The 25,633-nt window shown below is 70.2% G+C and carries 24 protein-coding genes; 12 read left to right on the forward strand and 12 right to left on the reverse strand.

Translation table 11 applies throughout. From position 1 onward, the window contains the following. The first annotated feature begins 29 nt into the window (after window positions 1–29). Both ACWGO0_RS00240 and ACWGO0_RS00245 read left to right on the forward strand, forming a co-directional pair. On the forward strand, window positions 30–338 hold the full coding sequence (locus tag ACWGO0_RS00240) for an SCO5918 family protein (protein WP_453525577.1): 309 nt from the start codon (window positions 30–32) through the stop codon (window positions 336–338). 175 nt (window positions 339–513) lie between these two features. Beyond that, the gene (locus ACWGO0_RS00245) at window positions 514–717 is read left to right on the forward strand and encodes a hypothetical protein (RefSeq protein ID WP_453525580.1); all 204 of its coding nucleotides are present in this window, start codon (window positions 514–516) and stop codon (window positions 715–717) included. 4 nt (window positions 718–721) lie between these two features. Here ACWGO0_RS00245 and ACWGO0_RS00250 read toward each other — a convergent pair whose 3' ends face one another. Continuing rightward, complete coding sequence (locus ACWGO0_RS00250) at window positions 722–1,798, reverse strand: acyltransferase family protein (protein WP_453525583.1); 1,077 nt, start codon at window positions 1,796–1,798, stop codon at window positions 722–724. 37 nt (window positions 1,799–1,835) lie between these two features. Continuing rightward, window positions 1,836–2,879, reverse strand: a complete 1,044-nt coding sequence (locus tag ACWGO0_RS00255) for an Lrp/AsnC family transcriptional regulator (RefSeq protein WP_453525586.1) — start codon at window positions 2,877–2,879, stop codon at window positions 1,836–1,838. A gap of 110 nt (window positions 2,880–2,989) precedes the next feature. Here ACWGO0_RS00255 and ACWGO0_RS00260 point away from each other — a divergent pair, with 110 nt between their 5' ends. Then, on the forward strand, window positions 2,990–4,906 hold the full coding sequence (locus tag ACWGO0_RS00260; RefSeq protein WP_453525589.1) for a hypothetical protein: 1,917 nt from the start codon (window positions 2,990–2,992) through the stop codon (window positions 4,904–4,906). On the opposite strand, the gene ACWGO0_RS00265 is transcribed toward ACWGO0_RS00260, so the two are convergent. Beyond that, a complete protein-coding gene (locus ACWGO0_RS00265; protein ID WP_453525591.1) occupies window positions 4,890–7,133 on the reverse strand; it encodes an MMPL family transporter in 2,244 nt (747 codons plus the stop codon). The two genes, ACWGO0_RS00260 and ACWGO0_RS00265, sit on opposite strands and share 17 nt — an antisense overlap. A 139-nt stretch (window positions 7,134–7,272) precedes the next feature. On the opposite strand from ACWGO0_RS00265, the gene ACWGO0_RS00270 reads away from it, so the two are divergent. After that, entirely contained in the window at window positions 7,273–8,493 is a 1,221-nt protein-coding gene (locus ACWGO0_RS00270) for a cation:proton antiporter (protein ID WP_453525594.1), read from the forward strand. 11 nt (window positions 8,494–8,504) lie between these two features. Here ACWGO0_RS00270 and ACWGO0_RS00275 read toward each other — a convergent pair whose 3' ends face one another. Beyond that, window positions 8,505–9,413 carry a quinone oxidoreductase family protein gene (locus ACWGO0_RS00275; protein WP_453525597.1) on the reverse strand — a complete coding sequence of 303 codons (909 nt, stop codon included), beginning with the start codon at window positions 9,411–9,413 and terminating at the stop codon, window positions 8,505–8,507. Window positions 9,414–9,547: 134 nt separating this feature from the next. On the opposite strand from ACWGO0_RS00275, the gene ACWGO0_RS00280 reads away from it, so the two are divergent. The 4 genes from ACWGO0_RS00280 to ACWGO0_RS00295 all read left to right on the forward strand — a co-directional run bounded on the left by ACWGO0_RS00280 (window position 9,548) and on the right by ACWGO0_RS00295 (window position 12,796). Then, window positions 9,548–10,183, forward strand: coding sequence for a ScbR family autoregulator-binding transcription factor (locus ACWGO0_RS00280; RefSeq protein ID WP_453525600.1), 636 nt, complete (start codon window positions 9,548–9,550; stop codon window positions 10,181–10,183). Beyond that, the gene (locus ACWGO0_RS00285) at window positions 10,180–10,944 is read left to right on the forward strand and encodes a glucose 1-dehydrogenase (RefSeq protein ID WP_453525603.1); all 765 of its coding nucleotides are present in this window, start codon (window positions 10,180–10,182) and stop codon (window positions 10,942–10,944) included. The genes ACWGO0_RS00280 and ACWGO0_RS00285 overlap by 4 nt, the downstream gene beginning before the upstream one ends. A gap of 303 nt (window positions 10,945–11,247) precedes the next feature. Beyond that, a complete protein-coding gene (locus ACWGO0_RS00290) occupies window positions 11,248–11,898 on the forward strand; it encodes a ScbR family autoregulator-binding transcription factor (RefSeq protein WP_453525606.1) in 651 nt (216 codons plus the stop codon). Window positions 11,899–12,058: 160 nt separating this feature from the next. Further along, a complete protein-coding gene (locus ACWGO0_RS00295; RefSeq protein ID WP_453525609.1) occupies window positions 12,059–12,796 on the forward strand; it encodes a peptidoglycan recognition protein family protein in 738 nt (245 codons plus the stop codon). Between the two features lie 40 nt (window positions 12,797–12,836). On the opposite strand, the gene ACWGO0_RS00300 is transcribed toward ACWGO0_RS00295, so the two are convergent. From ACWGO0_RS00300 to ACWGO0_RS00320, 5 genes are all read right to left on the reverse strand, one after another. After that, on the reverse strand, window positions 12,837–13,202 hold the full coding sequence (locus ACWGO0_RS00300; protein ID WP_453525612.1) for a PH domain-containing protein: 366 nt from the start codon (window positions 13,200–13,202) through the stop codon (window positions 12,837–12,839). A 90-nt stretch (window positions 13,203–13,292) separates the two neighbouring features. Next, window positions 13,293–14,648, reverse strand: coding sequence for a M20/M25/M40 family metallo-hydrolase (locus ACWGO0_RS00305; RefSeq protein WP_453525615.1), 1,356 nt, complete (start codon window positions 14,646–14,648; stop codon window positions 13,293–13,295). A 35-nt stretch (window positions 14,649–14,683) separates the two neighbouring features. Beyond that, the gene (locus ACWGO0_RS00310; protein WP_453525618.1) at window positions 14,684–15,121 is read right to left on the reverse strand and encodes a hypothetical protein; all 438 of its coding nucleotides are present in this window, start codon (window positions 15,119–15,121) and stop codon (window positions 14,684–14,686) included. Beyond that, window positions 15,118–16,605: an APC family permease gene (locus ACWGO0_RS00315; RefSeq protein ID WP_453525621.1), complete on the reverse strand. Its 1,488-nt coding sequence runs from the start codon at window positions 16,603–16,605 to the stop codon at window positions 15,118–15,120. The genes ACWGO0_RS00310 and ACWGO0_RS00315 overlap by 4 nt, the downstream gene beginning before the upstream one ends. 403 nt (window positions 16,606–17,008) lie before the next feature. Then, window positions 17,009–17,944 carry a TerC family protein gene (locus tag ACWGO0_RS00320; RefSeq protein ID WP_453525624.1) on the reverse strand — a complete coding sequence of 312 codons (936 nt, stop codon included), beginning with the start codon at window positions 17,942–17,944 and terminating at the stop codon, window positions 17,009–17,011. 155 nt (window positions 17,945–18,099) lie between these two features. On the opposite strand from ACWGO0_RS00320, the gene ACWGO0_RS00325 reads away from it, so the two are divergent. Then, a complete protein-coding gene (locus tag ACWGO0_RS00325) occupies window positions 18,100–18,372 on the forward strand; it encodes a DUF1876 domain-containing protein (protein ID WP_453525627.1) in 273 nt (90 codons plus the stop codon). Window positions 18,373–18,473: 101 nt separating this feature from the next. Here ACWGO0_RS00325 and ACWGO0_RS00330 read toward each other — a convergent pair whose 3' ends face one another. Further along, window positions 18,474–19,763 (reverse strand): phosphoribosyltransferase family protein, encoded by a 1,290-nt coding sequence (locus tag ACWGO0_RS00330; protein ID WP_453525630.1) that lies wholly within the window; start codon window positions 19,761–19,763, stop codon window positions 18,474–18,476. Window positions 19,764–19,866: 103 nt separating this feature from the next. Next, on the reverse strand, window positions 19,867–21,120 hold the full coding sequence (locus ACWGO0_RS00335; RefSeq protein ID WP_453525633.1) for an APC family permease: 1,254 nt from the start codon (window positions 21,118–21,120) through the stop codon (window positions 19,867–19,869). 249 nt (window positions 21,121–21,369) lie between these two features. On the opposite strand from ACWGO0_RS00335, the gene ACWGO0_RS00340 reads away from it, so the two are divergent. Next, window positions 21,370–22,728, forward strand: coding sequence for a hemolysin family protein (locus ACWGO0_RS00340; RefSeq protein WP_453525636.1), 1,359 nt, complete (start codon window positions 21,370–21,372; stop codon window positions 22,726–22,728). Next, a complete protein-coding gene (locus ACWGO0_RS00345; protein ID WP_453525639.1) occupies window positions 22,725–23,750 on the forward strand; it encodes a hemolysin family protein in 1,026 nt (341 codons plus the stop codon). Before ACWGO0_RS00340 ends, ACWGO0_RS00345 begins: the two co-directional genes overlap by 4 nt. Before the next feature lie 106 nt (window positions 23,751–23,856). Here the strand turns inward: ACWGO0_RS00345 and ACWGO0_RS00350 are convergent, their stop codons facing one another. Continuing rightward, window positions 23,857–24,975 (reverse strand): NADH:flavin oxidoreductase, encoded by a 1,119-nt coding sequence (locus ACWGO0_RS00350; RefSeq protein ID WP_453525642.1) that lies wholly within the window; start codon window positions 24,973–24,975, stop codon window positions 23,857–23,859. 151 nt (window positions 24,976–25,126) lie between these two features. Here ACWGO0_RS00350 and ACWGO0_RS00355 point away from each other — a divergent pair, with 151 nt between their 5' ends. Beyond that, entirely contained in the window at window positions 25,127–25,480 is a 354-nt protein-coding gene (locus ACWGO0_RS00355) for a hypothetical protein (protein ID WP_453525645.1), read from the forward strand. The last annotated feature ends 153 nt before the right edge of the window (window positions 25,481–25,633 follow it).

The following is a 25,633-nucleotide window of genomic DNA, read 5'->3' on the forward strand; positions in this document are numbered from 1 at the left end:
GGCTTTCCCCTCCACCTTGTTGAGGCACTATGCGCTGTGTCATCGCCCGCTTCCCCTTCGATCTGTTCAAGAACGAAGTCGAGGATTCGATGAAGGGCATCAAGCCCGAACCCGTCACCGGTGACGCGGTGGTCATCAGCCGCCGGGTCTACCCCGTCAAGCAGGTCGGCGAAGTGATCACGCGGCAGGACCGCCGTGACTTCTCCGCCGCCGAGGTGACCAGGGCGCTGACGCGCCTCGGCTTCACCTGCCGTTCGGCCGAGGTGCCCGCCCCCGCGGCGCCCCTCACCCCGATGGAGAACGCGTCGGCGCTGCTCGGGACCCCCGACACGGTCTGATCCCGCAGAACCCAGCCACACCACCGCACCCCTGTGCCCGTCGTCCGGGCGCAGGGGTGCGGTGCGTTCTCCCGCGTAACAGTCGCTCCGCCGTACGGGTGGCCACCGGCGTGTCGCGCGCGGGCGGGGGAGAGGATTGGGTCGGCCGACTGCACCCCATGGGCGAGGAACCGACATGAGCATGCGCAAGCTGACCGCACTCGGAGCGACGGTACTGGCGTCCGTGCTGCCCGCCGGGATCGCGCACGCCGACGAGACGCACACGAACTCGCACAACGGCCCGCAGGTGGCGCTCATCGCGACCGGTCAGATCGACGACCCGCTGGAGGACGTCCTGGAGCACGCCACGGTCCTCGGCCGGACGGCCGTCACGGGATGAGGCGTCAGGATGCCGGCTTGGGCTTCAGGGCCCACTTCATCCGGGGCTCCACCACGAAGCGGAACACCCGGCGCACCGGTGAGGTGCACAGGAGCGTCACCATCACCGCGGCGGCCACGGTCACCGCGAGCCGGCCGAGCGGTGTCTCCAGGAACGCGTGGTCGTAGAAGCCCTTGTACGTGGCGGTCCTGATGACGAAGCCGTGCAGCAGATAGCCGTAGATCGTGCCCGCTCCGAGCGCGCTCATCCACAGCTTCCGGTTCGGCACCCAGGCCAGGAAGCACGCGCTGAGAACCACGGCGCCGGAGAACAGCAGCAGGGTCATCACGGCGCCCGCCCAGACCGGTGAGGACAGCTCCTCGGCGCTGCTCTTCCGGAAGAACCACGAGGTCGAGATGCGCGGGACCGCCCAGTACGCGACGAGCAGGGCGACCGCGATGACCGGCAGGGAGATGATCCGCGCCGCGGGGCGGCGTACCAGGTCGAAGTGGTGCGGCTTCAGCCGCAGGCCCAGTACGTAGAACGGCAGGAACTGCAGGACGCGCTGGAGCTGCAGGTCGCCGCCGATGCCGTCGCTCATCGACGCCAGTGCGGCGATGCACACGGACACGGCGACCGGCTGGCGGATCACCTGCCAGATCGGTGTCGTGAGCCGCCAGAAGAACAGGGCGGGCAGGAACCACAGCAGCCAGTACGGGTCGGCGATCGTCAGTGTGAACGACGGGTCCCGCACTGTGCGCTGGAAGACCGAGTACGCGACCTCGAATATGACGTACGGCACCAGAAGCTGGGTGACCAGCTTCCACACCCGCTCCGGCCGCAGGTCGAAGCTGCGGGAGAAGTAGCCGGCGATGACGATGAAGACCGGCATGTGGAAGGTGTAGACGAAGGTGTAGAGCGTCTCGACCACCCGCCCGCTGTCGGGCAGCGGCTCCCAGGCATGTCCCATCGCCACCAGCACGATGGCCAGGTATTTCGCGTTGTCGAAGAACGGGTCGCGCCCGGCCGACCGGGCACCGGCCGCTGCCGCCCCGGCTTCCGTGGGAGCCGGGCTCGGTGTCTTCGAGGTCAAGGAGGTCACGCGGACACCATAGTGACCTCCGGGAAGGGCCACCGGCTCAGCCCCTCGGGGGCACGGCCACCGGAGCTGCCCAGATGTCGGGTGGCACGTACCCGACGCGTCGGCCCTTCGCGTCGAGCACCTGGGCGGCGAACTTGTGGCAGCGCAGCGCGACGAGGGTGTCCGCGAACCGCACGCCGGGCACGCGCCGGGCGAGCGCCGCCATGAACGGGGGCAGGTCCGCGAGCGAGCGGAGCATGACGCCGAGTACCAGGTTGTTGGGACCGGTGACGGACATCACCTCCACCACCTCGCGCAGACTCACGAACAGCGAGCCCGGTTCCAGCGAGGGCGCGTGCGCCCAGATGACCACGGTGACAGGCCAGCCCGAGTGCTGCGGCGCGGGCATGCAGCTGAAGGTGAGTACGCCGCTGGCCTCCAGCCGGCGCACACGGCGGCGGGTCGTCGATTCGCTCATGCCGTGACGACGGGCGAGCTCCGCGATGCCGGTCCTGGCGTTCCCGGCGAGCGTGAGTGCCAGCGACCGTTCGTCGGGGGCGAGCGTGGGCGGGGGTCCGGCGCGGTCACCGGGTGTGCCGGACAGGGCGCGCAGCTGCTGGGCCTGGGCGGCGGAGAGCTGGTCGAGCCGCCAGCGTGGACCGCTGTGGTGCAGGGCGGTGACCAGATGGGTGCGGGTCCGCACGACGCCCGGCAGCCGGAGCAGCCGCGTCGACAGGTGCTCGTCGAGGGTGGTCAGGTCGGGGAACGCGGTGAAGAGGATCATGTCGCGGCCTCCGGTCACCTCGTACACCGACAGCACGTGCGGGTCGTCGACGAGGGCCGCCGCCCGTGCGGCGCTCCGTTCGCCGGTGCAGACGACTTCGACCCACGCCAGGGTGGGCGGGGTGTCGCCGGTGTGGAGCGCCAGGCCGGTGCACCAGGCGAGGCCCTCGGACGTGAGTCTGTCCCACCGCTTGGCGAGTGTGACCGGGTGGCTTTCGAGGATTCCGGCGAGGCGGGCCCAGTCGGCGCGCGGAGCGATCTGGAGGGCGTGGATCAGCGCCCGGTCGCCGTCCTCGGTGGCGGATTTCGCTCTGGGCATGGCCTCTTCCGGTGGATTCGTCGGGCGTGTCCAGGAATGGTGAATGTGCCGGGTGACTATGCACCTTGCACATAAGGACATTCTCGGGGGAGTGGGGAACGATTGCTGTGATGCATGAGGAGGGGGAACTCCTGGTGCTGCGAAGGCTGCTGACCGGACATCGGCTGGTCACGCTGCACGGTCCGGCAGGTGCCGGGAAGACCGGGCTGGCGTGGCAGGCGGCCGATGCGGAACGCCTTGCCGGACGGTGGGGCGTGATGTGGCTGGCGGCCGGGGATGCGACCACCGAACGGCTGACCACCGTCGTGGCGCAGTTGCGGGACCGGCTGGCTTCCAGGGCGATGCTCCTGGTGCTGGACGGCTGTGAGGAGCTGGGAGGCGAGGCCGGGGAGACCGTCGTCGGACTCCTGGAACAGCTGCCGGGCCTGTCGTTGCTGATCACCACGCGGCGCAGGCTGTATCTGCCGGGAGAGGCCGCGGTGCTCGTGGGCCCGTTGAGCGCTCCGGAGGCCCGCAGGCTCTTCGCCGGTACGGCAGCGGTGGCGGGCAGCCCCGTACCGCAGGCCGCGGAAGGGACGGTGGCGGAGCTGTGCGAGCGGACCGGGCTGATCGCGGGTGCGGTGGTGCACGCGGCGGCACGGCTGGGGGCGGAGCCCCTGGCGGCCGTGGCCGCCGAACCGCTGTGCTCGGCCCATGGCAGGGGCCCTCTCGTGGATGCCGAGCGGTCCTACCGGGCATGTGATCCCACGGAACGTCTGGTGTGGGAGCGGCTGACCGTCTTCGGGGGGAGTTTCGACATTCCCGCAGTGCTGGCCGTGTGCGAATCCGACACGCTGCCGGGCCGGGAGCTGCTGATCGCGTTCGCCCGACTGGCGCCGCAGGTGCTGCTGGCCGACGACGACGGCTGTTACCGCATGCTTCCGGCCCCGCGCGCGGCCGGTGGTCCGCACCTGGTGGCACGGGGCGACGCCGGGGAGGTGGCCCTGCGCCACCGCCGTCATCTCGCCGCCGCGGCTGCCGGTGCCGCGGAGCTGTGGGCGCTCGGACGGCACGCGGAGGCGCAGGCCCTCGCGGGGCGGCTGCTGCCCGACGTGAGGACGGCGGTCGAGTCGGATGCCGAGTCGGATGCCGAGTCGGCCGTCGGAGGGCCGGAGGGCTCCAGTCGTGTGGTGGTCCTGGACGCGGTGGTGTCCCTGTGGTTCCTGTGGGGCACGGGCACCAGCAGGGCGGAGGGGATCAGGCTCGCCCGCCTCGCGCTGGACGCGCACACGGGTCCCCGGCGGGCCCGCGGACTGTGGCTGATCGCCCATCTGCTGCTCTGCGACGGCGAGGTGGAGGGGGCGCAGCCGCATCTGGCCCGGGCCAGGCCCCTCGCGGAGGCGGAGGGCGACCGGGCCTGCCTCGGCCGGATCGCCCAGTCCCTCGGGTCCTCGTACATCTGGTACGGGCACTTCGCCGAGGCGGAACCGGAGCTGCGGGAGGCGCTGGTGCTGCTGCCCGACGTTCCGGAGTTCGGTCCCGGCAGGGCCATGTCGGTGGCCATGCTCGCTCTGGCGCTGGTCCAGCGGGACCCGGAGGCGGCCATGGACGTCCTCACCTCGTCGCCGGACTGGACCCTGTCGGAGAAGGACAGCCTGGCCGGGGCGTGGACCCGTATCGTGCTGGCCGAAATGGGCCGCTGGGAGGGCGATTCCCGCAGGGCGCGGCGGTACGCGGCGCAGGCCGTCCGCCGCCTGGCCGACCTCGGCCAGGATCAGGCGGCGGAGTACGCCGCCCTGCTCCTCGTCGACATCCAGCTGGGGCTCGGCGAGGACCGCGAGGCGGCTCGGGTGCTCGGCGCCGCGGACTCCCTGGCGGAGACCGGCCGGCCACGGACGTACGACCGCACGCCGTTGGGGAGGCGCAGGGCCTGGTGCGAGGAGCGGCTGCGGCTGCGGCTGGGTGAGGAGGAACTGCGCAGGACGGCGGCCTCCGGTTCGGCCGCCGGCCTGCGGGAACTGGCCGAGGCGATCAGCCGGGACGACTGACGGGCCCCGCGTGCGAGTCGTCCCCTTCGGCGTCCAGGTGGGGCAGGATCCGGTCCAGCCAGCGTGGGGTCCACCAGGCGGCCTTGTCCAGCAGGGTCATCACGGCGGGCACCAGCAGCAGGCGGACGACCGTGGCGTCGATGAGGACGCTCGCGGCGAGGCCCAGGCCCAGCATCTTCACCACGATGTTGTCGCTGAGGATGAAGGCCGCGAACACGCTGACCATGATCAGCGCCGCGCAGGTGATGACCCGCGCGGTGATCTCCAGGGCGTGCGCCACGCTCGCCCTGGGGTCCCCGGTCCGTAGCCACGCCTCGTGGATGCGGGAGAGCAGGAAGATCTCGTAGTCCATGGAGAGGCCGAAGACGATGGCGAACATCATCATCGGTACGTAGCTCTCGATCGGGACGTCACCCGACACGCCCAGGGCCGGTCCGCCCCAGCCCCACTGGAAGACGGCCACCACCACGCCGTACGAGGCCGCGATCGACAGCACGTTGAGCACGGCCGCCTTCAGCGCGACGAGCACGCCGCGGAACACGATCAGGATGACGAGGAAGGCGAGGCCCACCACCACCGCGATGATCAGCGGGAGCCTGCTGGAGACGATGTCCAGGAAGTCGACCTGGGCGGCGGTCGTACCCGTGACGTAGGTGCTCGCGTCCGTCCCCGAGACGGCCTTGGGCAGCACGTCGTCGGCGAGCCGGTTGACGAGGTCGGTGGTCTTCTCGTCCTGCGGGGAGGCCACGGAGTACGCGGTTCCGATCAGGACGTCGCCGTCGGACGTGGCCTTCAGCGGGGTGATGGTGGCCGCGTCAGGCACCTTGGTGAGGGCCTGCTGTGCCTGGGTGGCCAGCGCGGAGCGGTCGGACTGCGGGACCGAGGTCTGGTCGATCACGAGAGTCAGGGGACCGTTCGAACCGGGGCCGAAGGCCGAGGACATCAGGTCGAACGCCCGCCGGTCGGTGAAGGACTTGGGGTCCGCGCCGTCGCCGATGTGGCCGAGCTGGATGAACAGCAGCGGGAACGCCAGGACGAGCAGGGCGATCACCCCGCCGGTCAGGAACCACCACGGCCTGCGCTCCACCCGCTGCGCGTACCGGTGCCAGCCGCCCGTCGCCTCACTGCCGGGCTCCGCGTTCGTCTCGGCGATGGGGGTGCGGACGTGGATCCGGTCGATGCGCCGGCCGATCAGGCCCAGCATCGCCGGTACGAGGGTGAGCGCCCCGGCCACGGCCGTGACGACGGTGACCGCCGCGGCCAGGCCGAGCTTGCCGATGAAGCCGATCCCGGAGACCCACAGCCCGGAGAGGGCGATGACGACCGTGCAGCCGGAGAGCAGCACCGCCCGCCCGCTGGTGGCCGCGGCCATTCCCGCGGCCCTCACCGGATCCTCGCCGTTCATGAGGTTCTGGCGGTGCCGGGTGACGAGGAAGAGCGCGTAGTCGATGCCGACGCCGATCCCGATCATGGTGGCCAGCGTCGGGGACACGGTCGCGAAGGTGGCGGCGGCGGCGAGCAGTCCCAGCAGGGCGAGGCCGCAGACGGCGCAGATCAGTGCGGTGATCAGGGGCAGCAGGGCGGCCAGCAGACTGCCGAAGCCGATCAGCAGGACGAGGATCGCCACCCCGAAGCCGATGGCCTCGCTGCTTCGGTCGTCCGCCTCCGGGCGGGCCAGTTCGCCCAGCGGACCGCCGTACTCCACGTCGACGTCCGCCGCACGCAGCGGTGCGACGGCGGAGTCCACCCCGTCCAGGTAGCCGGCGCCGAGCGTGGAGGGCTGCACATCGAAGCGGACGGTGATGTACGCCGTCTTCTCGTCGGTGGAGAGCGGCCCGACGTTCGGGGTCGAGGGAGCCGGAGTGCCCGACGAGGGCAGCGGGTTCTGGGCGGAGAGGACGTGCGGCAGCTTTTCGAGGGCCGTGACGGCTGAGGAGACCTGGCTGCTGACGTCGGTCAGGGGCTTGGACGCGTCGTGCAGCACCACCTGGGTGCTGTAGCCGCCGGCCGACGGCTCGTGCGCCTTGAGCACGTCGAGGCCGTCCTGCGACTGGGTGCCGGGGAGGGAGAAGTCGTCGGAGTAGTCGCCGCCGTAGGCGTGGTTCAGGACCTGGAGCCCGGCCAGGGCGGCGAGCCACAGGACGATGACGACGACGAAGTGCCGGGCGCACCACTGGCCGGTGCGGCGCAGAGCACCGGAGTCTTTCGTGGATGGCTGCTGCCGCATGGGTACTCCCGGTCGGGGGCTCGTACTCGTAGGAAGCAGTCAACGGCCGTTCCGGCCGTACGGCACTCCGGTGCGGGGGAACGGGTGACCGGCTCCCCTAATGGATCGTTTTATGGTGTTTTCTTGCTATACACGAGCGATGGAGTACCCGGGGACACTCGTTCTGATCATGGTCATGGCTGTCATCGCGCCGCTGCTCGCGTACGCCGTCGGGCGCAGACTGGCCGTCCCCGTCGTCATCTTCGAGATCGTCCTGGGCATCCTCATCGGCCCCGACGTACTCGGCTGGGTCCACGACGACGAGATCGTGGACGTGCTCTCCGATCTGGGTCTCTCGATGCTGATCTTCCTGGCGGGGTACGAGATCCAGTTCGCGGCGGTCCGCGGGGACACCCTGCGCCGCTCGGCCTGGGCCTGGGCCGCCTCGTTCGCCGCGGGGCTCGGCGTCGCGCTCGCCCTGACCGGCGGGAACTTCGCGAAGAGCCTGGTCATCGGTACCGCGCTGACCAGCACCGCACTCGGGGCCGTACTGCCGATCCTGCGTGACTCCCGGCGGCTCGAAGGGCGCTTCGGGACGGTGGTGATGGCGTTCGGGGCGGTCGGCGAGTTCGGCCCGATCATCGCGATGGCGCTGCTCTTCAGCGGGCGCAGTCCGGGTGCGGCGAGCCTGGTCCTCATCGCGTTCGCGGTCGTGACGGCGGGCGCTGTCTTCTGGGCGATGCGGCCCCGGCCGCCGTGGTTCTCCCGGATCATCGAGGAGACCCTGCACAGCAGCGCCCAGTTCGCCGTCCGCTTCGTCATGCTGGTGCTTGCCGCGATGCTCGGGCTGTCCCATGTGTTCGGTCTCGACACGCTGCTCGGTGCCTTCGCCGCCGGGATGCTGACGCGGCTGGTGCTCCAGGGGGCGGCGCCCGCCACCAGCCACGAGATCCTGGGCAGGATCGAGGCGATGGGCTTCGGCTTCCTGGTGCCGTTCTTCTACATCGTGACGGGGATCAACTTCGACCTCGACGCGCTGCTCGACGACGGCCGGCCGCTGCTGCTCCTGCCCGTCTTCCTGGTGCTGTTCCTGCTGGTCCGCGGCGGTCCTGCCTACCTGCTCGCCCCGCGCGACCTGGCCAAACCCGAACGGACCGCGCTGGCGCTCTACGCGTCGACCTGCCTGCCCCTCGTCGTCGCGATCACCACGATCGGCCTGGACGACGGAGTGCTCGGCGCGGGTGAGGGGGCGGCGCTGGTGGGCGCCGCCATGGTCTCCGTACTGACGTTTCCGCTGGTGGCCTTCCGGCTGCTGCGGCGAGCGGAGGGGCGGCGCCCGGGGACGCCGTCACGGTCCGCGGAGGCCGCGGATCCGTGGTGACGTCGAGGACGTCAGGGGACGAGCACCACCTTGCCGACCGTGCGGCGGGCGAGCAGGTCCTCGTGGGCGCGGTGGGCCTCCGAGAGCGGATAGCTCCCGCCGGCCACCGGCTTGAGGCGCCCCTCGGCCACCAGGCCGAAGAGTTCCTTGAGCGGGCCGCCGACCGCGCCGGGCGCCGCCAGTGCGGGCCGCAGATAGAAGCCGACGACCGCCGCGTTGAGCCGGTTCAGCCGGGCCGGGTCGACCGGGGTGAACCCCGAGCGGGAGGCGTTGCCGTACGTCACCAGCCGGCCGTAGGACGCCAGGGACCCCAGGGCCTGGTCGAAGAGTTCGCCGCCCACGGCGTCCAGGACGACGTCCGCCTTCTCCTCGTGCGGGTACGTGATCACCGCGTCCGCGCCGAGGTCCAGGACCAGGCGCTCCTTGGCGGGGGTCGAGACCTGTGCGAGCACCCGCCCGGCACCGAACTCCCTGGCCAGCTGGACGGCGAGGCTGCCCACGCCGCCGGCCGCGGAGTGGACGACGACGGTCTCGCCCTCGCGCAGCCGGGCCGCCGAGCGGAGCAGGTGCCAGGCGGTCAGGCCCTGCATCATCAGGGAGAGCGCCTCCGCGGCGCCGAGCTCCTCGGGGATCTGCTGGACGGCGGACTCCTTGGCGACCACCTGCTCCGCGTATCCGCCCGACACCCGGGCCAGCACCCTGGTGCCGTCGGGCGTGCGGCCCACGACCTCGCTGCCGGGGACGAACGGCAGTGCGTCGGCGGTCAGATACGACCCGTCCACCTGATGGGTGTCCGCGAAATTCACCCCGGCTGCCTCGACCGTGAGGAGCACCTCTCCGGGGCCCGGCACGGGGGCGGCCAGTTCAACGGGCGTGAGGACTTCAGGGCCACCGAAGCGGCCGAACTGGATAGCGAGCATGCCGCACGGTACCGCTCAGACGTCAGGAGCCGGGGGCAGGGAAAAATTTCGGCCAGATTCAACGAACTACCACTGAAACCAGACGACCGGTTTGTTAACGTGGAACTCCGCCACACGCCTCCCGGAGCGTCACGTTGGCCAAGCAGGACCGTGCGGTTCGTACGCGCGAAGAGCTGATCCGTTCGGCCGCCGAGGCGTTCGCCCGCAGCGGCTTCGGGCTGTCCTCGCTCTCCGACATCAGCGCCCGCGCCGGAGTCAGCAGCGGGGCGCTGCACTTCCACTTCGGCAGCAAAAGGGAGTTGGGGGAGGCGGTCGAGTCCGCCGCGGAGCAGACGCTGCACGGCATCATCGCCCCGTGCCTGCCGAGCCACCCCGATCCGCTCGGCCTGCTGGTCGGCACCTCTCGCGTACTGGCTCAACGGCTGTCCCAGGACGCGGTGTTGAGGGCCGGGTTCGGGCTCGGCAGCGATGCCACCTGGCAGGGGGGCGTCAAACTCTGGCTGGAGTGGCGCAGTTGGGTCCGTTCGACGCTGACTCTCGCCCGTGAGCGGGGCGACCTGGCGGCCGGCGTGCCGCTGGAGGCGGTGGTGTCCGCCGTCACCACGGCTGTTGTGGGCTCGGAGGTCATGGGACGCGCGGACGAGGAGTGGTCCCCGTGCATGGCGGTCACCCAGTTCTGGTCGCTGATGCTGCCGCGGCTCGCGGTGCGTGCGGGAGAGGCGGGGCTGCCGGAGCCCGTGCCGAATCGCCCTGCGACACTGCGCCCATGAGCAACGATCTCCTCTCAGACAAAGTCGTCCTCATCACCGGGGCGAGCAGTGGAATCGGCGCGGCCGCGGCCCGCGTCTTCGCCCAGGAGGGCGCAAAGGTGGTGCTGGCCGCCCGCCGCGAAGAGCGGCTGGCCACGCTGGTCGGCGAGCTGCGGGACAAGGGCGCGGAGGCGGCCTACGTCGTCACCGACGTATCCGTGGCGCAAGAGGTCTCGCGCGCGGTCGACTTCGCCGTGTCGACGTACGGGCGCCTGGACTCGGCCTTCAACAACGCGGGTCTCGGCGGTGACCGGACGCCGATGCACCTGATGGGCGACGACATCTACGACACCCTCATGGACACCAACGTACGAAGTGTGTGGAACTGCCTTCGGTACGAGATCGCCGCGATGCTCACCACGGGTGGCGGCACGATCGTCAACAACAGCAGCGTGGCCGGGCTGGTGGCGATACCCGCCGCCGCTCCCTACATTGCGTCCAAGCACGCCGTGGTCGGGCTCACCCGGGCAGCGGCCGACGAGTACGCGAAGCAGGGCATCAGGGTCAACGCCGTCGCCCCCGGGACGACGCGCAGTGAGATCACCGCCGACTGGTTCGGGCGCAACCCCGGCCTGGAGGAGATAGTCAACTCCCTTACGCCGCAGGGCCGTACGGCGGAGCCCGAGGAGATCGCGGCGGCCGCGGCCTGGCTGCTCAGCGACCGCTGCCCGTTCCTCACGGGCACGGTCATGCCGGTGGACGGCGGTTTCGTCAATCAGTGACGCCGGGGTACGGCACGGGGCCGGCGGACACCGTCGGCCTGCCCCGTCCGGTGAGACAGGAGCGGGAAGCGGCCATTCGTTCCAGCTGCGGGAGAGGTGTTCACCGCGCAGCCGGCCGTAGGCGGGCGGCGAAATCCAGCCGAACTCCGAATTGGCGACCGCCACAGTGGTGTTGTCTTGAAGCACATGGCCCTCGGCTGCGGCGGGCCAACGGGCGCGATGTGATGATGCTCGCGCTGATATGATACCGGTTCACCCGTTTGTTTTGAACCAAGAGCAAAAACAAGGTCAAGGGAGCGCGAGTTGGCCAGACAGCAACGGGCGATCCGTACGCGCAGGATCTTCCTCGAAGCGGCGGCAGAGGTCTTCGACGAGCACGGTTACGACGCCGCCACCATCGCATCGATCCTTGAGCGAGCCGGACTTACCCGAGGTGCACTTTACTTCCACTTCACCTCGAAGGAAGAGCTCGCGCGGGGAGTTCTCGAAGAGGCCGTGACGGCGGACGGACTCGTCCCGCAGGCGTTCAAGCTCCAGGAATGGGTGGACATAGCACTGCTGTTGGCCTACCGCCTGCCCCGGGAGCCGATGCTCAGCGCCTCCATCCGGCTGTCCGTCGACCCCAGGGCCCGCAGTATGTTCGGCACGCGCTGGCCCGACTGGATCGCGATGGGCACGGAGATCCTCACCGAGGCCAAGGAGCGCGGGGAGCTGCTCCCGCACGTCGACCCCGCGGCCACCTCACGGCTGTCCGTCGGGGCGTGGACCGGAGTTCAGCTGGTCGCCGAGTCGATGTCCGAACCGCCGGACCTGGTCAGCGAGATCTCGGCCCTCTTCGAGATGATCCTGCCCAACCACGCAGTCCCGGGTGTGCTGTCGAGACTGGACATGTCTCCGCACCGCGCCGAGCGTCTCCTCAAGGAGAGCAGGGAAGCGGAAGCGGTCGCTTCCTGACCGTCCGGCGCCGAAGTGGCCGAAACGGTCCGTTCTGCCCAAAAAGGCATGGGGGGTATGTTTCGCGGGCGCCTGTCGGAGACCCGGCAGACCTCACGGCCGCCTCACCCGGTTGGCTGGCTCGACTGCGGGAAGACCGCGCAGACCGCAGGGTGGACGTATGCCCAAGTGGTCGCGTCGGCTCGTCCTGTGTGCCGTGTTCATGCCGCTGGCCTTTCTGGTCCTTCGGGATGCCCCGGTACGTTTCGCCGCGCCCGCACCGCTCGCCCTCCCCGAGGCCCCGCCCGGGGCGCCACGGCCCGAGATCGTCCCCCGGTCGTCCTGGCGGGCCGACGAGGGCATGGTCAAGCACGCGGCGACGTACACGGGCTCGGTGAGCGCGGCCTTCATCCACCACACGGGCCACACCAACGGGTACGACTGTGCCGAAGCCCCGGAACTGCTGCGCGCGATCCAGGCGGACCACGTCGAGCAGGACGGGTGGGACGACATCGGGTACAACTTCGTCGTCGACCGGTGCGGGACCATCTACGAGGGCCGGGCCGGCGGCGTCACACGGCCGGTGCGCGGCGCGCACACCAAGGGGTTCAACGCCCACACGGTCGGGATCGCGGCGATCGGGACCTTCGGGGCCGGAGTGCCCGTACCGAAGGCGGTCGTGGAGGCGATCGCGCGGGTCATCGCGTGGAAGCTGCGGCCGGGGGCCGATCCGCGCGGTTCGGTGCGGCTGGTCTCCACGAACGACGAGAGCCGGTTCCCGAAGGGCCACACGGCTGAGCTCCACGTCGTCTCGGGGCACCGGGACAGCTATCTCACCGGCTGCCCCGGTGACGCGCTGTATGGCCAGCTGCCCGCCATCCGGGAAGCGGTGGCGGCCCTCCGCGAACGCCGGCGGTGACGGGCGGCGTACGCGAAGGGCCGTGGGACCTGCGGGTGACCTACTTGGCCACGTACTGCGCCAGGATGGCCTGCACCTCGTAGATGTCGACACCCTTGGAGAAGGTCTTCGTGACCGGCAAGGGGGCCCCGGAGATCCAGATGTTGAGTTCGGCCTCGAGGTCGAACGTGCCGGCCGTCTCCACCGAGAAGTGCGTGATGCTCCGGTACGGGACCGAGTGGTACTCCACCTTCTTGCCGGTGATCCCCTGCTTGTCGACGAGGATGAGCCGGTGGTCGGTGAACAGGATCGTGTCGCGGATCAACAGATAGGCGGCGCTGATCCGTTCGTCCTGCCCCAGCAGCCGGGCATAGTCCTGCTGAGCCTTCTCCGGGTCGATCGTGTGCGCGTTTCCGAACAGTGCCATGCCAGGCCCCCGCCTACTCGTACAGACTGAATTTCGCACTGTAGTACGGGTAGGGGTGCGGCTGGGACGGGAGGCCTGGCAGTGCGGCTGTCAGCCGCCGACGGCGGTTCCGTAGCGGTGCAGGAACAGGGCTTCCACGTGCGCCATGTTCTGGATCTCGCTCGGGTCGACGCTCTCGTTGGGGGCGTGGATGAGGCACTGCGGTTCCTCGACGCCCATGAGGACGATCTCGGCGTCCGGGTACTGCTCGGTGAGGACGTTGCACAGGGGGATCGAACCGCCCTGGCCGAGGGAGGACATCGGGGTTCCGTAGACATCCGCCATGGCCTTGCCGAGCGTGGCGTACGCGGGCCCGTCGGTGGCCGCACGGAACGGTGAGCCCGTGCTCTCGGTCTCGACGGACACCTTCGCGCCCCAGGGAACGGCCTTCTCCAGATGGGTGGTCAGCGCCCGCAGAGCGGCGTCCGCATCCGTGCCGGGCGGTACGCGCAGGCTGACCCTGGCCCGTGCGGTGGCCTGGATCGCGGCGGACGAACCGACGACGGGCGGGCAGTCGATGCCCAGGACGGTGACGGCGGGGCGGGCCCAGAGCCGGTCCGAGACCGTCCCGGAGCCGGTGAGCGCGACCCCGTCCAGTACGTCGGCGTCGCGCCGGAACTGCTCCTCCTCGTAAGGGGCCCCGGTCCAGGTCCCGGAGGAGTCGAGTCCCTCGATACGCGTTCCGCCGTCCGGGTCGCGCAGGGTCGCCAGAAGCTGGATCAGCGCGGCGAGCGCGTCCGGGGCCGGTCCGCCGAACATCCCCGAGTGCAGCTCGCCCCGCAGCGTCGAGACGGTCACCACGACATTGACCAGACCCCGCAGCGACGTGGTGACGGTGGGCCTTCCCACCGCCGCGTTGCCCGTGTCGCAGACCAGGAGTGTGTCGGCGAGGAACTCGTCGCGGTGCCCCGGGACGTACGCCTCCAGACCGCCGGTGCCCTGCTCCTCCGAGCCCTCGGCGACGAACTTCAGGCCGACCGGGATGTCGTCGCCGAGGGCGCGCAGCGCGGTGAGGTGCATGACGATGTTGCCCTTGCAGTCCGCGGTACCGCGCCCGTACCAGCGGCCGTCGCGCTCGGTCAGCGTGAAGGGCGGCGACGTCCACGCGGCGTCGTCGAGGGGCGGCTGCACGTCGTAGTGGCAGTAGAGGAGCACGGTCGGAGCGCCGGGCGGTGGCGGCCGGTGGCCGAGCACCGCATGGCTGCCGTCCGGGGTCTCGGCGAGGCGTACGTCCTGGAGACCCGCGTCCGTGAAGGCGTCCGCGACCCACTGGGCGGCCCGCTTGCACTCCTCGGGCGGGTACTGCCGGGGGTCGGCGACGGACGTGATGGACACCAGTTCGCTGAGATCGGCCTGGGCGCGGGGCATCAGGGCGGCGATCCGGTCGGCGAGTTCGGCTTCGTTCATGGTGGCTCCCTCACAGGGGTGGTCGGCGCGGGACGTCAGCGCCGGACGGTCTCATCGGTCTTGAGGCTGTCGACGGTCTCGTCGAAGTCCTCGACCTGGTCGGGGCAGTAGACCTGGAGGACGATGCGTTCGGCCTCGACCGCCCGGCTGTCGGAGATGACGGGCCGCTGGCCGGGGCCGCCGGAGCCGTTGGACAGCTGGATCTTCCACAGGGCGGTGCGCAGGGCGTCGTCGGGCGACTCGCACACGATGCCGCCGTCCGTGCCCAGCACGCGCTGGACGGTGCCGAGGTCGGGGGCCGGATACCCGGCGTCGCCCAGTTGCTCGCTGAGCTGTTCGGCCTTCTCCCGCGACTCGTTGGTCTTCTTGACCGACTCGTACTGGATGATGCCGACGACCATGAGGGCGACCAGGATCACGATCGCCCCGATGTACACCCAGCGGTGCTCGGAGGCCATACGGGTGGGACTCATGCGGCGCCCTCCGGATTCGGTTCGTCCGCCGGGCCCTGGGCGGGCATGCGCCAGCTCGGCTTGCGGAGCTTGAGGAACAGGAACGGAATGATCACGCCGAGGACGAGCAGACCGCCGCCGATCAGCCCGATGTAAGCCCAGACGCTGTTCCCGCCGAACTGCGAGGACGGTACGAATCCGATGGCGAGCGCGGCCAGCGAGGCGAGCAGCCCGAGGACACAGAGCGGGATGAGCGCGGGGGCGCGGTAGCCGCGCGGGTGGTCGGGCTGCTTCTGCCGCAGCCGGATCGCCGCGGCGAACATCAGCAGGTAGACGATGAGATACACCTGCGTGGTGATGACCGAGAAGATCCAGTAGGCGCTGGAGACATCGGGGATCAGCGCGTACATCAGGGCGATGGCCGTGGTGACGATGCCCTGCGTGACGAGGATGTTCTGCTGGATGCCGTTCTTGTTGAGCTTCTGGAGGAAGGGCGGCAGATAGCCCTCCTCACGGGAGATCAGCAGAAGACCCTTGGAGGGTCCGGCCAGCCACGTCAGCATGCCGCCGAGTGCGGCGGCGACGAGGGCGATGGCCACGATCGGGGTGAGCCAGCCGACGTGGAAGTACGAGAAGAAGGCGTCGAACGCCTGCATCACGCCCGCGGTGAGGCTGAGCTGACTGGCCGGCACGACCCAGCTGATCGCCAGGGCCGGAAGGATGAAGATCAGCAGCACCAGGCCCATGGCCAGGAACATCGAGCGCGGGTACTCCTTGGCCGGGTTCTTGAGCGAGGAGACGTGGACGGCGTTCATCTCCATGCCCGAATAGCTCAGGAAGTTGTTGACGATCAGCACCAGGCTGGCGAGCCCGGTCCACTGGGGGAGCAGGTGGCTGCTGGTCATCGGGGCGGCCGAACCGTTGCCCTGGCCGAGGAAGACGAGCCCCAGGACGACCAGGATGGTGCCGGGGATCAGGGTGCCGATGATCAGGCCCCAGGACGAGAGCCCGGCGACGGCCTTCGTACCGCGCGAGGAGACCCAGACTCCGGTCCAGTACAGGACCATGATGACGATCGCGGTGTAGAGGCCGCTGCTGGCCAGGGCTGGATCGATCACGTACGCGATGGTGCTGGCGACGTAGGCCAGCAGGCTCGGGTAGTAGAAGATCGTCATCGCGAACTGGCACCACACGGCCAGGAAACCCAGCGGCTTCGACAGGCCCTCACTCACCCAGCGGTAGACACCGCCGTTCCATCCCGAGGCGAGCTCCGCGGAGACGAGCGCCGTCGGCAGCAGGAAGATGATGGCCGGGATGAGGTAGAGGAAGACGCAGGCCAGACCATAGACGGCCATGGTCGGGGCGGATCGCAGACTCGCCACCGAAGCGGTGGTCATCAGGGCGAGGGTGACCCAGGTCATCCCCGCCACCGCCGGTTTGGCGGTTTGAGTGCGTGGTTTCGGAACGTCGGACGGGATGTCCGACGGGACGTCCATCGTGCTCATGCGGCACTCCTCGCAACGGCCACGGCGCCATCCGAGGATGCCGCACTGTCCAAGTGGTCAATACGGCATAAAGTGCCATGAGTCGGGCTGTGCCGCATCTCGTTGGTGAGGGCGGGTCAGAGCCCGGTGGAATTACGAGTAGGTCCGGTGTTGTGTGTGCGTCGGTTCCAACCGGAAGTTGGGGCAGTCGCGGTTCTGGCACGGGCCCGGTCCCCATACGGGTACGAAGATTCCGAGGGTCTTGTGCCGGCCCAACGCGCTGGCGACGGGGTGCTTGCAGGACGGGCACATGAACGCGTCCTGCCGCTTGGTCTCACGCTCTTTCCTGGACATTCTTCAACGGTAATCCCGAAGGGGAATTGTGGAAAGTTTTCCCTGCGCTTTACCTTCGGCGCAGCGGTGGCTATTTCTCCGTACGTCGCAGGCTCAGGACCACGGATGCGGTCAGGATCACGACGATCACAGCCAGACTCACCGGTGAGGGGATTTCCGGAATGGAGTCGCTGATCAGCTCGTGGGATGCCTGGAGGACGAGTTTGAAGCCGATGAAGGCGAGAATGATCGCCACGCCGTGGCTGAGGTAGTGGAACTTGTCCAGCATGCCGGCCAGCAGAAAGAACAGGGCCCGCAGACCCAGAATGGCGAACGCGTTGCTGGTGTAGACGATGAACGCGTCGTCGCTGACCGCGAGGACCGCCGGCACGCTGTCGACGGCGAACACGAGGTCCGCCGCCTCGATCGCGGCGACGACCGCGAGCAGGGGAGTGGCCACCCGCTTGCCGGCCTCTTTGACGAGGAACTTCGTACCGACGTAGTCGTCGCGCACCGGGACGAACTTGCGGAGCAGCCGTACGGCGAAGCTCTTGCCCGGATCGAAGGTCTCCTCCTGCCCGCTCAGGATCTTGTACGTGCTCCAGAAGAGGATCGCCGCGAAGGCGAAGAGCACAGCGGTGAACCGGCTGACGACGGCCACGCCCAGGGCCAGGAAGATTCCGCGGAACACGAGTGCGCCCATGACCCCGAAGAACAGGACGCGGTGCTGATAGGCGCGGGGCACCTTGAAATAGGCGAAGATCAGGGCGAAGACGAAGAGATTGTCGACGGACAGGCTCTTCTCCAGCAGCCACGCCGTGGTGTATTCGGTTCCGGCGGTCGTTCCCAGAACCAGGAAGACGACCCCTCCGAAGGTGATCGCGAGGGTCACCCATATCCCGCTCCACAGGGCGGCTTCCTTGAATCCGATCACGTGCGCGGTGCGGTGGGACAGGAGGTCGATCAGCAGAGAGACGACCACGACCACGACGAATGTCCCCCACAGCCAGAACGGTACGTCGAGCACTTGGGAGACCTCCCGAAGGGCGCGCGCGATGACCCGCGGGGCGAAATGGGACTTACGTCGAGTGTGCGCCGTCGAGGCGTGTGCTGCGCGGTGGAGGGAACAGGGGCACCCTGGTAGCAGGGGATGTCCGGAGGGGGTTTCCGGAGGTGACCGTCATGCTGAAGACCGTTGTCGGATGGCACATCGAGCTGGAGTTCGAGGAGGACAGCAACCGCACGCGTGCGGCTGCCCTGGTGCGCCTCCCGGACGGCACCGAGATGCGTGCCCACGGCTATGCAAGCAGGCACCCGAGCGATTCGGAGCAGCCGAGGGTGGGCGAGGAGATCGCGGGTGGCAGAGCCCTCAACGAACTGGCGATGAAGTTGCTGACCAAGGCGCACGACGAGATCGACGAGGCGTCGGGACGCAAGTCGTACCCGCTGACGTGAGAGCTGACCGGCCCTGACTGTCACCTGTCACCCGGCACTGTCACCGTTCACCCGGCACCGTCACATGTCACCGTTCACCCGGCACCGTCACATGTCACCGTTCACCCGGCACCTGTCACCAGGTGCCGGGTGAACCAGTCGCGTGCGAGGGCGGCCACCGTGTCCAGTGCGCCCGGCTCCTCGAAGAGGTGCGTGGCACCCGGCACGATCTCCAGCCGGTTCTCGCAGCGCAGTTCGCTCTGCGCCTGCCGGTTGAGATCGAGCACCTGCCCGTCGTCGCCGCCCACGATGAGCAGCGTCGGCGCCCGTACGTCCGCGAGCCGCCGCCCGGTGAGGTCGGGACGCCCGCCGCGCGAGACCACCGCGCCGACGTCCGCGTCGGCGGCCGCCGCGGCACGGAGCGCGGCGGCGGCCCCGGTGCTCGCCCCGAAGTAGCCGATCGGCTCGGCCACCCGGTCGCGCAGCCAGCGGGTGGCTTCCGTCAGCCGTCTGGCCAGGGTCTCGATGTCGAAGACGTACCCGCGGTCGGCCTCCTCGGCGGGCACCAGCAGGTCGAAGAGGAGAGTGCCGAGGCCCGCCCGGTTCAGGTCGGCCGCCACCGCACGGTTACGGGGGCTGTGGCGGCTGCTTCCGGAGCCGTGGGCGAACACCACGACCGCCCCGGCACCTTCCGGGAGAGCGAGTTCGCCGGCCAGGGAGAGGCCGTCGGCCTCCACCTCCGCCTCGGTCGTGACGACGGGCCTGGACGGCAGCTCGCGTTGTGCGGCGCGGGCCAGCAGGGCGACGACGTCCTCGTCCGGGGTCTGGGAGAAGTCGCGGTACCACTCGCCGACGGCTGAGAACAGCGCAGGCGTCGACAGACAGACCACGTCGTCCGCCCTGGTGCGGAGCCGGGCGACCGCGCTCGGCGGCGCCACCGGAACGGCGAGCACGACACGGCCCGCCCCCTGGGCCCGTACGACCGCGCACGCGGCCTCGGCCGTGGCGCCCGTCGCGATCCCGTCGTCGATCAGGATCACCGTCCGGCCCGCCAGCGGAACCCGCGGCCGGTCGGCGCGGAACGCCCGCGTCCGGCGCACGAGTTCGGCCTGCTCGGCACGCTCGACGGCGGCGAGATCCCGCTCCGTGACCCCGGTCCGGCGGACGATCTCCTCGCTGATGACCCGTACCCCGTCCTCGCCGATCGCGCCGAACCCCAGCTCGGGGTGGTAGGGAACGCCGAGCTTGCGGACGACGATCACATCGAGGGGTGCGCCGAGTGCCTCCGCCACCTCGAAGGCGACCGGGACCCCGCCGCGCGGCAGGCCGAGGACGACGGGACGCTCGGCCTTCAGATGCCTGAGTGCTTCGGCGAGCAGCCGCCCCGCTTCGGCGCGATCGGTGAACAGCACGTCGGTTCACCCCCAACCGGGGAGACGGGAACCACGTACACACCTACATCGAACCAACCCCAAAGGCGGCGGTCCGGCAAGTCGGGGAGGGGGCGGGCGCCCGTCAGCCCGTGGTCCGGCGGCGCAGCCCGTAGACGGCGGCGCCGGCCAGGAGGACCGAGCCGCCGATGAGGACCGAGGCGACGGGCAGGGTGAAGGCGAGCACGAGACAGCCGGCCAGGCCGAGCAGGGGTACGGGCACGGGCGGGCGTCCCTCGTCGGGACCGAGGGTGCGGGCGGCGGCGTTGGCGATCGCGTAGTAGACGAGCACGCCGAAGGAGGAGAAGCCGATGGCGTCCCGCACGTCGATCGTCGCGGCCAGCACGGCGACGACGGCGCCGACGGCGAGTTCGGCGTGGTGCGGGACGCCGAACCGGGGGTGGACGGCGGCCAGCGTACGGGGGAGATGGTGGTCGCGAGCCATGGCGAGCGTGGTGCGGGAGACGCCGAGGATCAGCGCGAGCAGGGATCCGAGTGCGGCGACGGCTGCGCCGACGCGCACCACGGGCGCCAGCGCCGGGACACCCGCGGCGTGCACGGCGTCGGTGAGCGGGGCGGCGGACTGCGCGAGCCGCTCCGGGCCGAGGACGGCCAGGACGGACACGGCGACCGCCGCGTAGACGACGAGGGTGATGCCGAGGGCGAGGGGGATGGCCAGGGGGATGGTGCGCCGGGGGTCACGGACCTCCTCGCCGAGGGTCGCGATGCGGGCGTACCCGGCGAAGGCGAAGAACAGCAGCCCGGCGGCCTGGAGCACGCCGCCCGCCGTGATGTCGCCGCCGATGCCGAGGCGGGAGGTCTCGGCCGTACCGCTGGTCAGGAGCGCCGTGACGACCGCGCCGAGTACGGCGAGGACGACCGCGACGACGGCCCGGGTCAGCCAGGCGGCCTTCTGCACGCCGGTGTAGTTCAGGGCGGTCAGCGCCACGACGGAGGCCACGGCCACCGGTGCCGCCTGGTCCGGCCAGGCGTACGCGCCGACCGTGAGGGCCATGGCGGCGCACGAGGCGGTCTTGCCGACGACGAATCCCCAGCCGGCCAGGTAGCCCCAGAAACCGCCCAGGCGTTCGCGGCCGTAGACGTAGGTGCCGCCGGACTGCGGGTACCGGGCGGCGAGGCGGGCGGTCGACGTCGCGTTGCAGTACGCCACCACCGCGGCGAGGGCCAGGCTGAGCAGCAGCCCGGAGCCGGCGGCCTCGGCGGCGGGCCCGAGCGCGGTGAAGACACCGGCTCCGATCATGGAGCCAAGACCGATGACCACGGCGTCGCGCACTCCGAGCCGCCGTCGCAGTTCGCCCGTACCGGCGGCCTGGCTCATGGGGTGTTCCCTCCCTGGGTGTGCACGGGCAGCAGCCCGCCGTCGCGGCACGGTAGCGCGGCAAGGTGTCCGTCCTGTGACCCGGGGCCACAGGGGAACGCTTTGCTTTCCCTTTACCATCTGTGGAGGGGCAGCACGCCCCAGCCCGCCATCCGAACCGAAAAGGAGCTCCGGTCCCGCAATGGGTGAGCCTCCCAGTACGAGCCGTGCCATTCCCGCCCCGTCGGACCACAGGGCGGCGGTGGCACGGTGAGCGAAGTCCTCCTTCTCCTCCTCGCACTCGCACTCACGCTGGCATGCGCGGTCTTCGTAGCGGCCGAGTTCTCCCTGACCACGATCGAGCGCGGTGAGCTGGAGCGCGCCGCACAGGCGGGCGAGCGCGGAGCCGAGAGCGCCCTGAAGGCCGCCAAGCGGCTCACCTTCCAGCTCTCCGGTGCCCAGCTCGGCATCACCGTCACCTCGCTCGTCATCGGCATGCTCGCCGAACCCTCCCTGGCCGTGCTCCTGCGCGGCCCCCTGGAAGCGGCCGGTCTGCCGTCCGGCGCCGTCCCGACCGTCGCCACGCTGCTCGGCGTCGCGGTCTCCACCGTGGTGCTGATGGTGATCGGAGAGCTCGTCCCGAAGAACTGGGCGATCTCCAGCCCGCTCGCCGTCGCCAAGGTCGTGGCCGGCCCGCAGCGCGCGTTCACCGCCTGCTTCGCCCCGCTGATCCGGCACCTGAACAACACGGCGAACCGTGTCGTACGCCGCTTCGGCATGGAACCCGCCGAGGAGCTGGCCTCCGCCCGCACCCCGGAGGAGCTCGTCGCCCTCGCCCGGCACTCCGCCCGCGAGGGCGCGATCGAGCAGGACTCGGCCGAGCTGTTCGTCCGCACCCTCCACCTCGCCGACCTGACCGCCGAGAACGTCATGACCCCGCGCGTCGACGTCCGCGCCCTCGAAGCCGGCGCCACCGCGGCCGACGCCGCGAATCTGACCCTGGCCACCGGCCTGTCCCGCTTCCCCGTCTACCGCGACAGCCTCGACGAGGTCATCGGCACCGTCCACATCCGCGACGTACTCGCGCTGGACGAGCCGCTGCGCCGCCTGACCCCGGTCACCGACCTGGCCACGGCGCCCCTCCTCGTACCCGACTCGCTGCCCGTGGACACCCTGCTGGGACGGCTGCGGCAGAGCCGCACCATGGCCGTCGTCATCGACGAGTACGGCGGCACGGCGGGCGTCGCCACCGTCGAGGACATCGTCGAGGAGGTCATCGGCGAGGTACGCGACGAGCACGACCCGGACGAGCGCCCCGACCTGGCGCCGGGCGGAATGTCGCCGGACGGGCGCGCCGTCTGGGAAGCGGACGGCAGCATCCGTCTGGACCAGCTCGAATCCATCGGCTTCGACGTGCCGGAAGGCCCGTACGAAACGCTTGCGGGACTGGTCGCGACCCGGCTGGAACGCATCCCGGAACCCACCGACGTGATCTCCGTGGAGGGCTGGCAGCTGGCCGTGCTGCACGTCGAACACCACCGTGCCGACCGGGTACGCGTCACCGCACCCGCACCCGTCACCGCACCCGTCCCCGTTCCTGCGTCGCTCGTCGAGGAGGGCTCCCGATGACCATGCTCCAGCTCGCCATCGGCGTGTTCACCCTCTTCACCAACGCGTTCTTCGTCGGCGCGGAGTTCGCCCTGATCTCCGTACGCCGCAGTCAGATCGAGCCCCGGGCGGTCAAGGGCGACGTCCGCGCGCGGAGCGCGCTGTGGGGTCTCGAACACCTCTCGGCCGTGATGGCCACCGCCCAGCTCGGCATCACCATCTCCTCGCTCGTCCTGGGCGCGGTGGCCGAGCCGGCCATCGCCCACCTCCTGGAACCGCCCTTCGCGACGATCGGCGTGCCAGAGGCCCTGGTGCACCCCATCGCGTTCGTGATCGCGCTGGCCCTCGCCACGTATCTGCACATGCTGGTCGGCGAGATGATCCCGAAGAACATCGCGCTGGCCGCCCCCGCACAGACCGCGCTCGCGCTGGCCCCGCCGCTGGTGGCACTGACCCGGGCACTGCGCCCGGCCGTCTTCGGCATCAACGCGTTCGCCAACGTCCTGCTGCGGCTGCTGAAGGTCGAACCGAAGGACGAGGTCTCCTCCGTCTACACCGACGACGAACTCGTCCGGCTCGTGAAGGACTCCAGCGAGGCCGGACTGCTCGCCCCGGCCGACGGCGAACGGCTGCGCGACGCCCTGGAGCTGGGCACCCGCCCCATCGGCGAGGTGATGGTCCCGCTCAACAGGACCGTCACGGTCGGCCACGACATCACCCCGCAGCAGCTGGAGCGCGCCGCGGCCACCTCGGGCTTCTCCCGGCTGCCGGTCACGGGACCGGGGGACGAGGTGCTGGGATACCTGCACATCAAGGACGCCCTCGGCGTCGCCCAGCGCACCCAGCCGCTCCCCAGGAGCGCCTACCACCCCGTCATCCGCGTCGAGATCGACACCCCGTTCGACGACACGATGACCGCGATGCGGGCCGCGGGCACACACCTGGCGGCCGTGACGGGCGACAAGGGCACCGTCATCGGATTCGTCACGATGGAAGACGTACTGGAGGAACTCGTGGGCCCCGCCGCGACCGGCCGGGCCTGAGCGGGCGCGGTCACGGCGAGGCCCGCGGCAACCTTCCACTCCCCGACCGCTTCCTGACCACGACCGGATCAGCGGATCACGACCTGATCAGCAGACCAGGGCCTGATCAGCGCAGAGTCGACAGCATCTCCGCACCGAAAGGCGTGATCTCGTCCGTGCGCCCGCGCAGCGTCTTCGCCGCCCATTCGGGGTCGGCGATCAGCGCACGGCCGACGGCCACCATGTCGAACTCGTCGCGTTCCAGGCGCTCCAGCAGCTGGTCGATGCCGGTGACCCCGGAGCTGTTGCCCTGGAACGCGCCGAAGAAGTCGCCGTCCAGACCGACCGAGCCGACGGTGACCGTCGGCCGGCCGCTGATCTTCTTCACCCATCCGGCGAGGTTCAGATCGGAGTCGTCGAACTCCGGCAGCCAGTAGCGGCGGGTGGACGCGTGGAACACATCGACACCGGCGTCGGCCAGCGGCGTCAGCAGGGCGTCCAGCTCCTGGGGCGTCTCGGCGAGCTTCGCCTCGTACGCGTCCATCTTCCACTGCGACATACGGAAGAAGAGGGGGAAGGCGTCGGACACGGCCGCCCGGCAGGCCGCCACGATCTCGGCCGCGAAGCGGGTCCGCGCGACGAGGTCGCCGCCGTAGCCATCCGTACGCCGGTTGGTGCCCGACCAGAGGAACTGGTCGATCAAGTAGCCGTGCGCGCCGTGCAGTTCGATACCGTCGAAGCCCGCGCGCTCGGCGGCGGCTGCCGCGTCGGCGAACGCGGTGACGACGTCGTCGAGGTCCTTCTGCGTCATGGCGCGCCCCTTGGGGTCACCGGCCAGCGACACGCCGGAGGGGCTGACCGGCTCCGCGTCCACGACGGGCGGGGCGCCCTCGGTGCGCTTGACCCCCACATGCCACAGCTGCGGAATGATCGCGCCGCCCACGCGGTGCACGGAGTCCGCGACATGCGCCCAGCCCGCGAGCGCGTCCGCACCGTGGAACCGCGGGATGCGGTCGCTGGTGCCCGCGGAGTGGTGGTCGATGTACGTCCCCTCGGTGATGATCAGCCCCACACCACCGGCGGCCCGCCGCGCGTAGTAGTCCGCCACGTCCTGCCCCGGAACGCCGTTCGGGGAGAACTGCCGGGTCATGGGGGCCATGGCGATGCGGTTGCGCGAGGTGAGTCCGCGGACTGCGAACGGGCGCGAAAGGGTGTCTGCGGCACGTTCGGCGTATACGTCTGTCACGGCATGTCCTGTTCAGTCGCTGGGGTGTCCTCCGGATGGCAACATCCGGGTACGGCCCGGGCATCCCCGGCCGCGCGTGATGTGGTCAAGGTCTCCAGGCGGCCCGGTCCGAACTGCGTGTACAGCGGCCCGGCCAATAGACTCGGCTTTCATGTCGAAGACTGACGAGCTGCTCGTGGACATCGCCGCCATGGTGGAGTCCGGGCACAGCAATCAGATGTCCCTGACCGTGGTCGCCGGTGGCGCTGTCATCACCGGCCGACTGGCTCCCGAAGCCGTGTGGAGGCAGCGTGTTTCGGAGGTCCTGACGGACTCGGCCCGCCTGGGCGAGTTCTCCGGCATCTTCACCACCCCCACCGGCAGGAACGACCCGCCCACCCACCTGCACTTCCACGTCGCCCGCATCCTGCAGGGCGCGGTCGGGATCCCGGAGACGGGCGGGATGTACCGGGTCTCGATCGAGGACGTCAGCGCCTGGACGGTGGGCGACTTCAGCTACGACTGAGCCCGCACCGGGCGTCCGTGGAGACGAGAAGCGCAGTGAAGTGAGCGAGAAGGCCCAGGTCGGTGACCTGGGCCTTCTTCATGCATCACCTGGGCCAAGAGGCTGATTTGCCACATCGAGACCGTGGTCGAGGGGGAGGGCGCGGGCCCGCGC

The sequence above is a fragment of the Streptomyces sp. NPDC055749 genome (genome assembly GCF_053617235.1).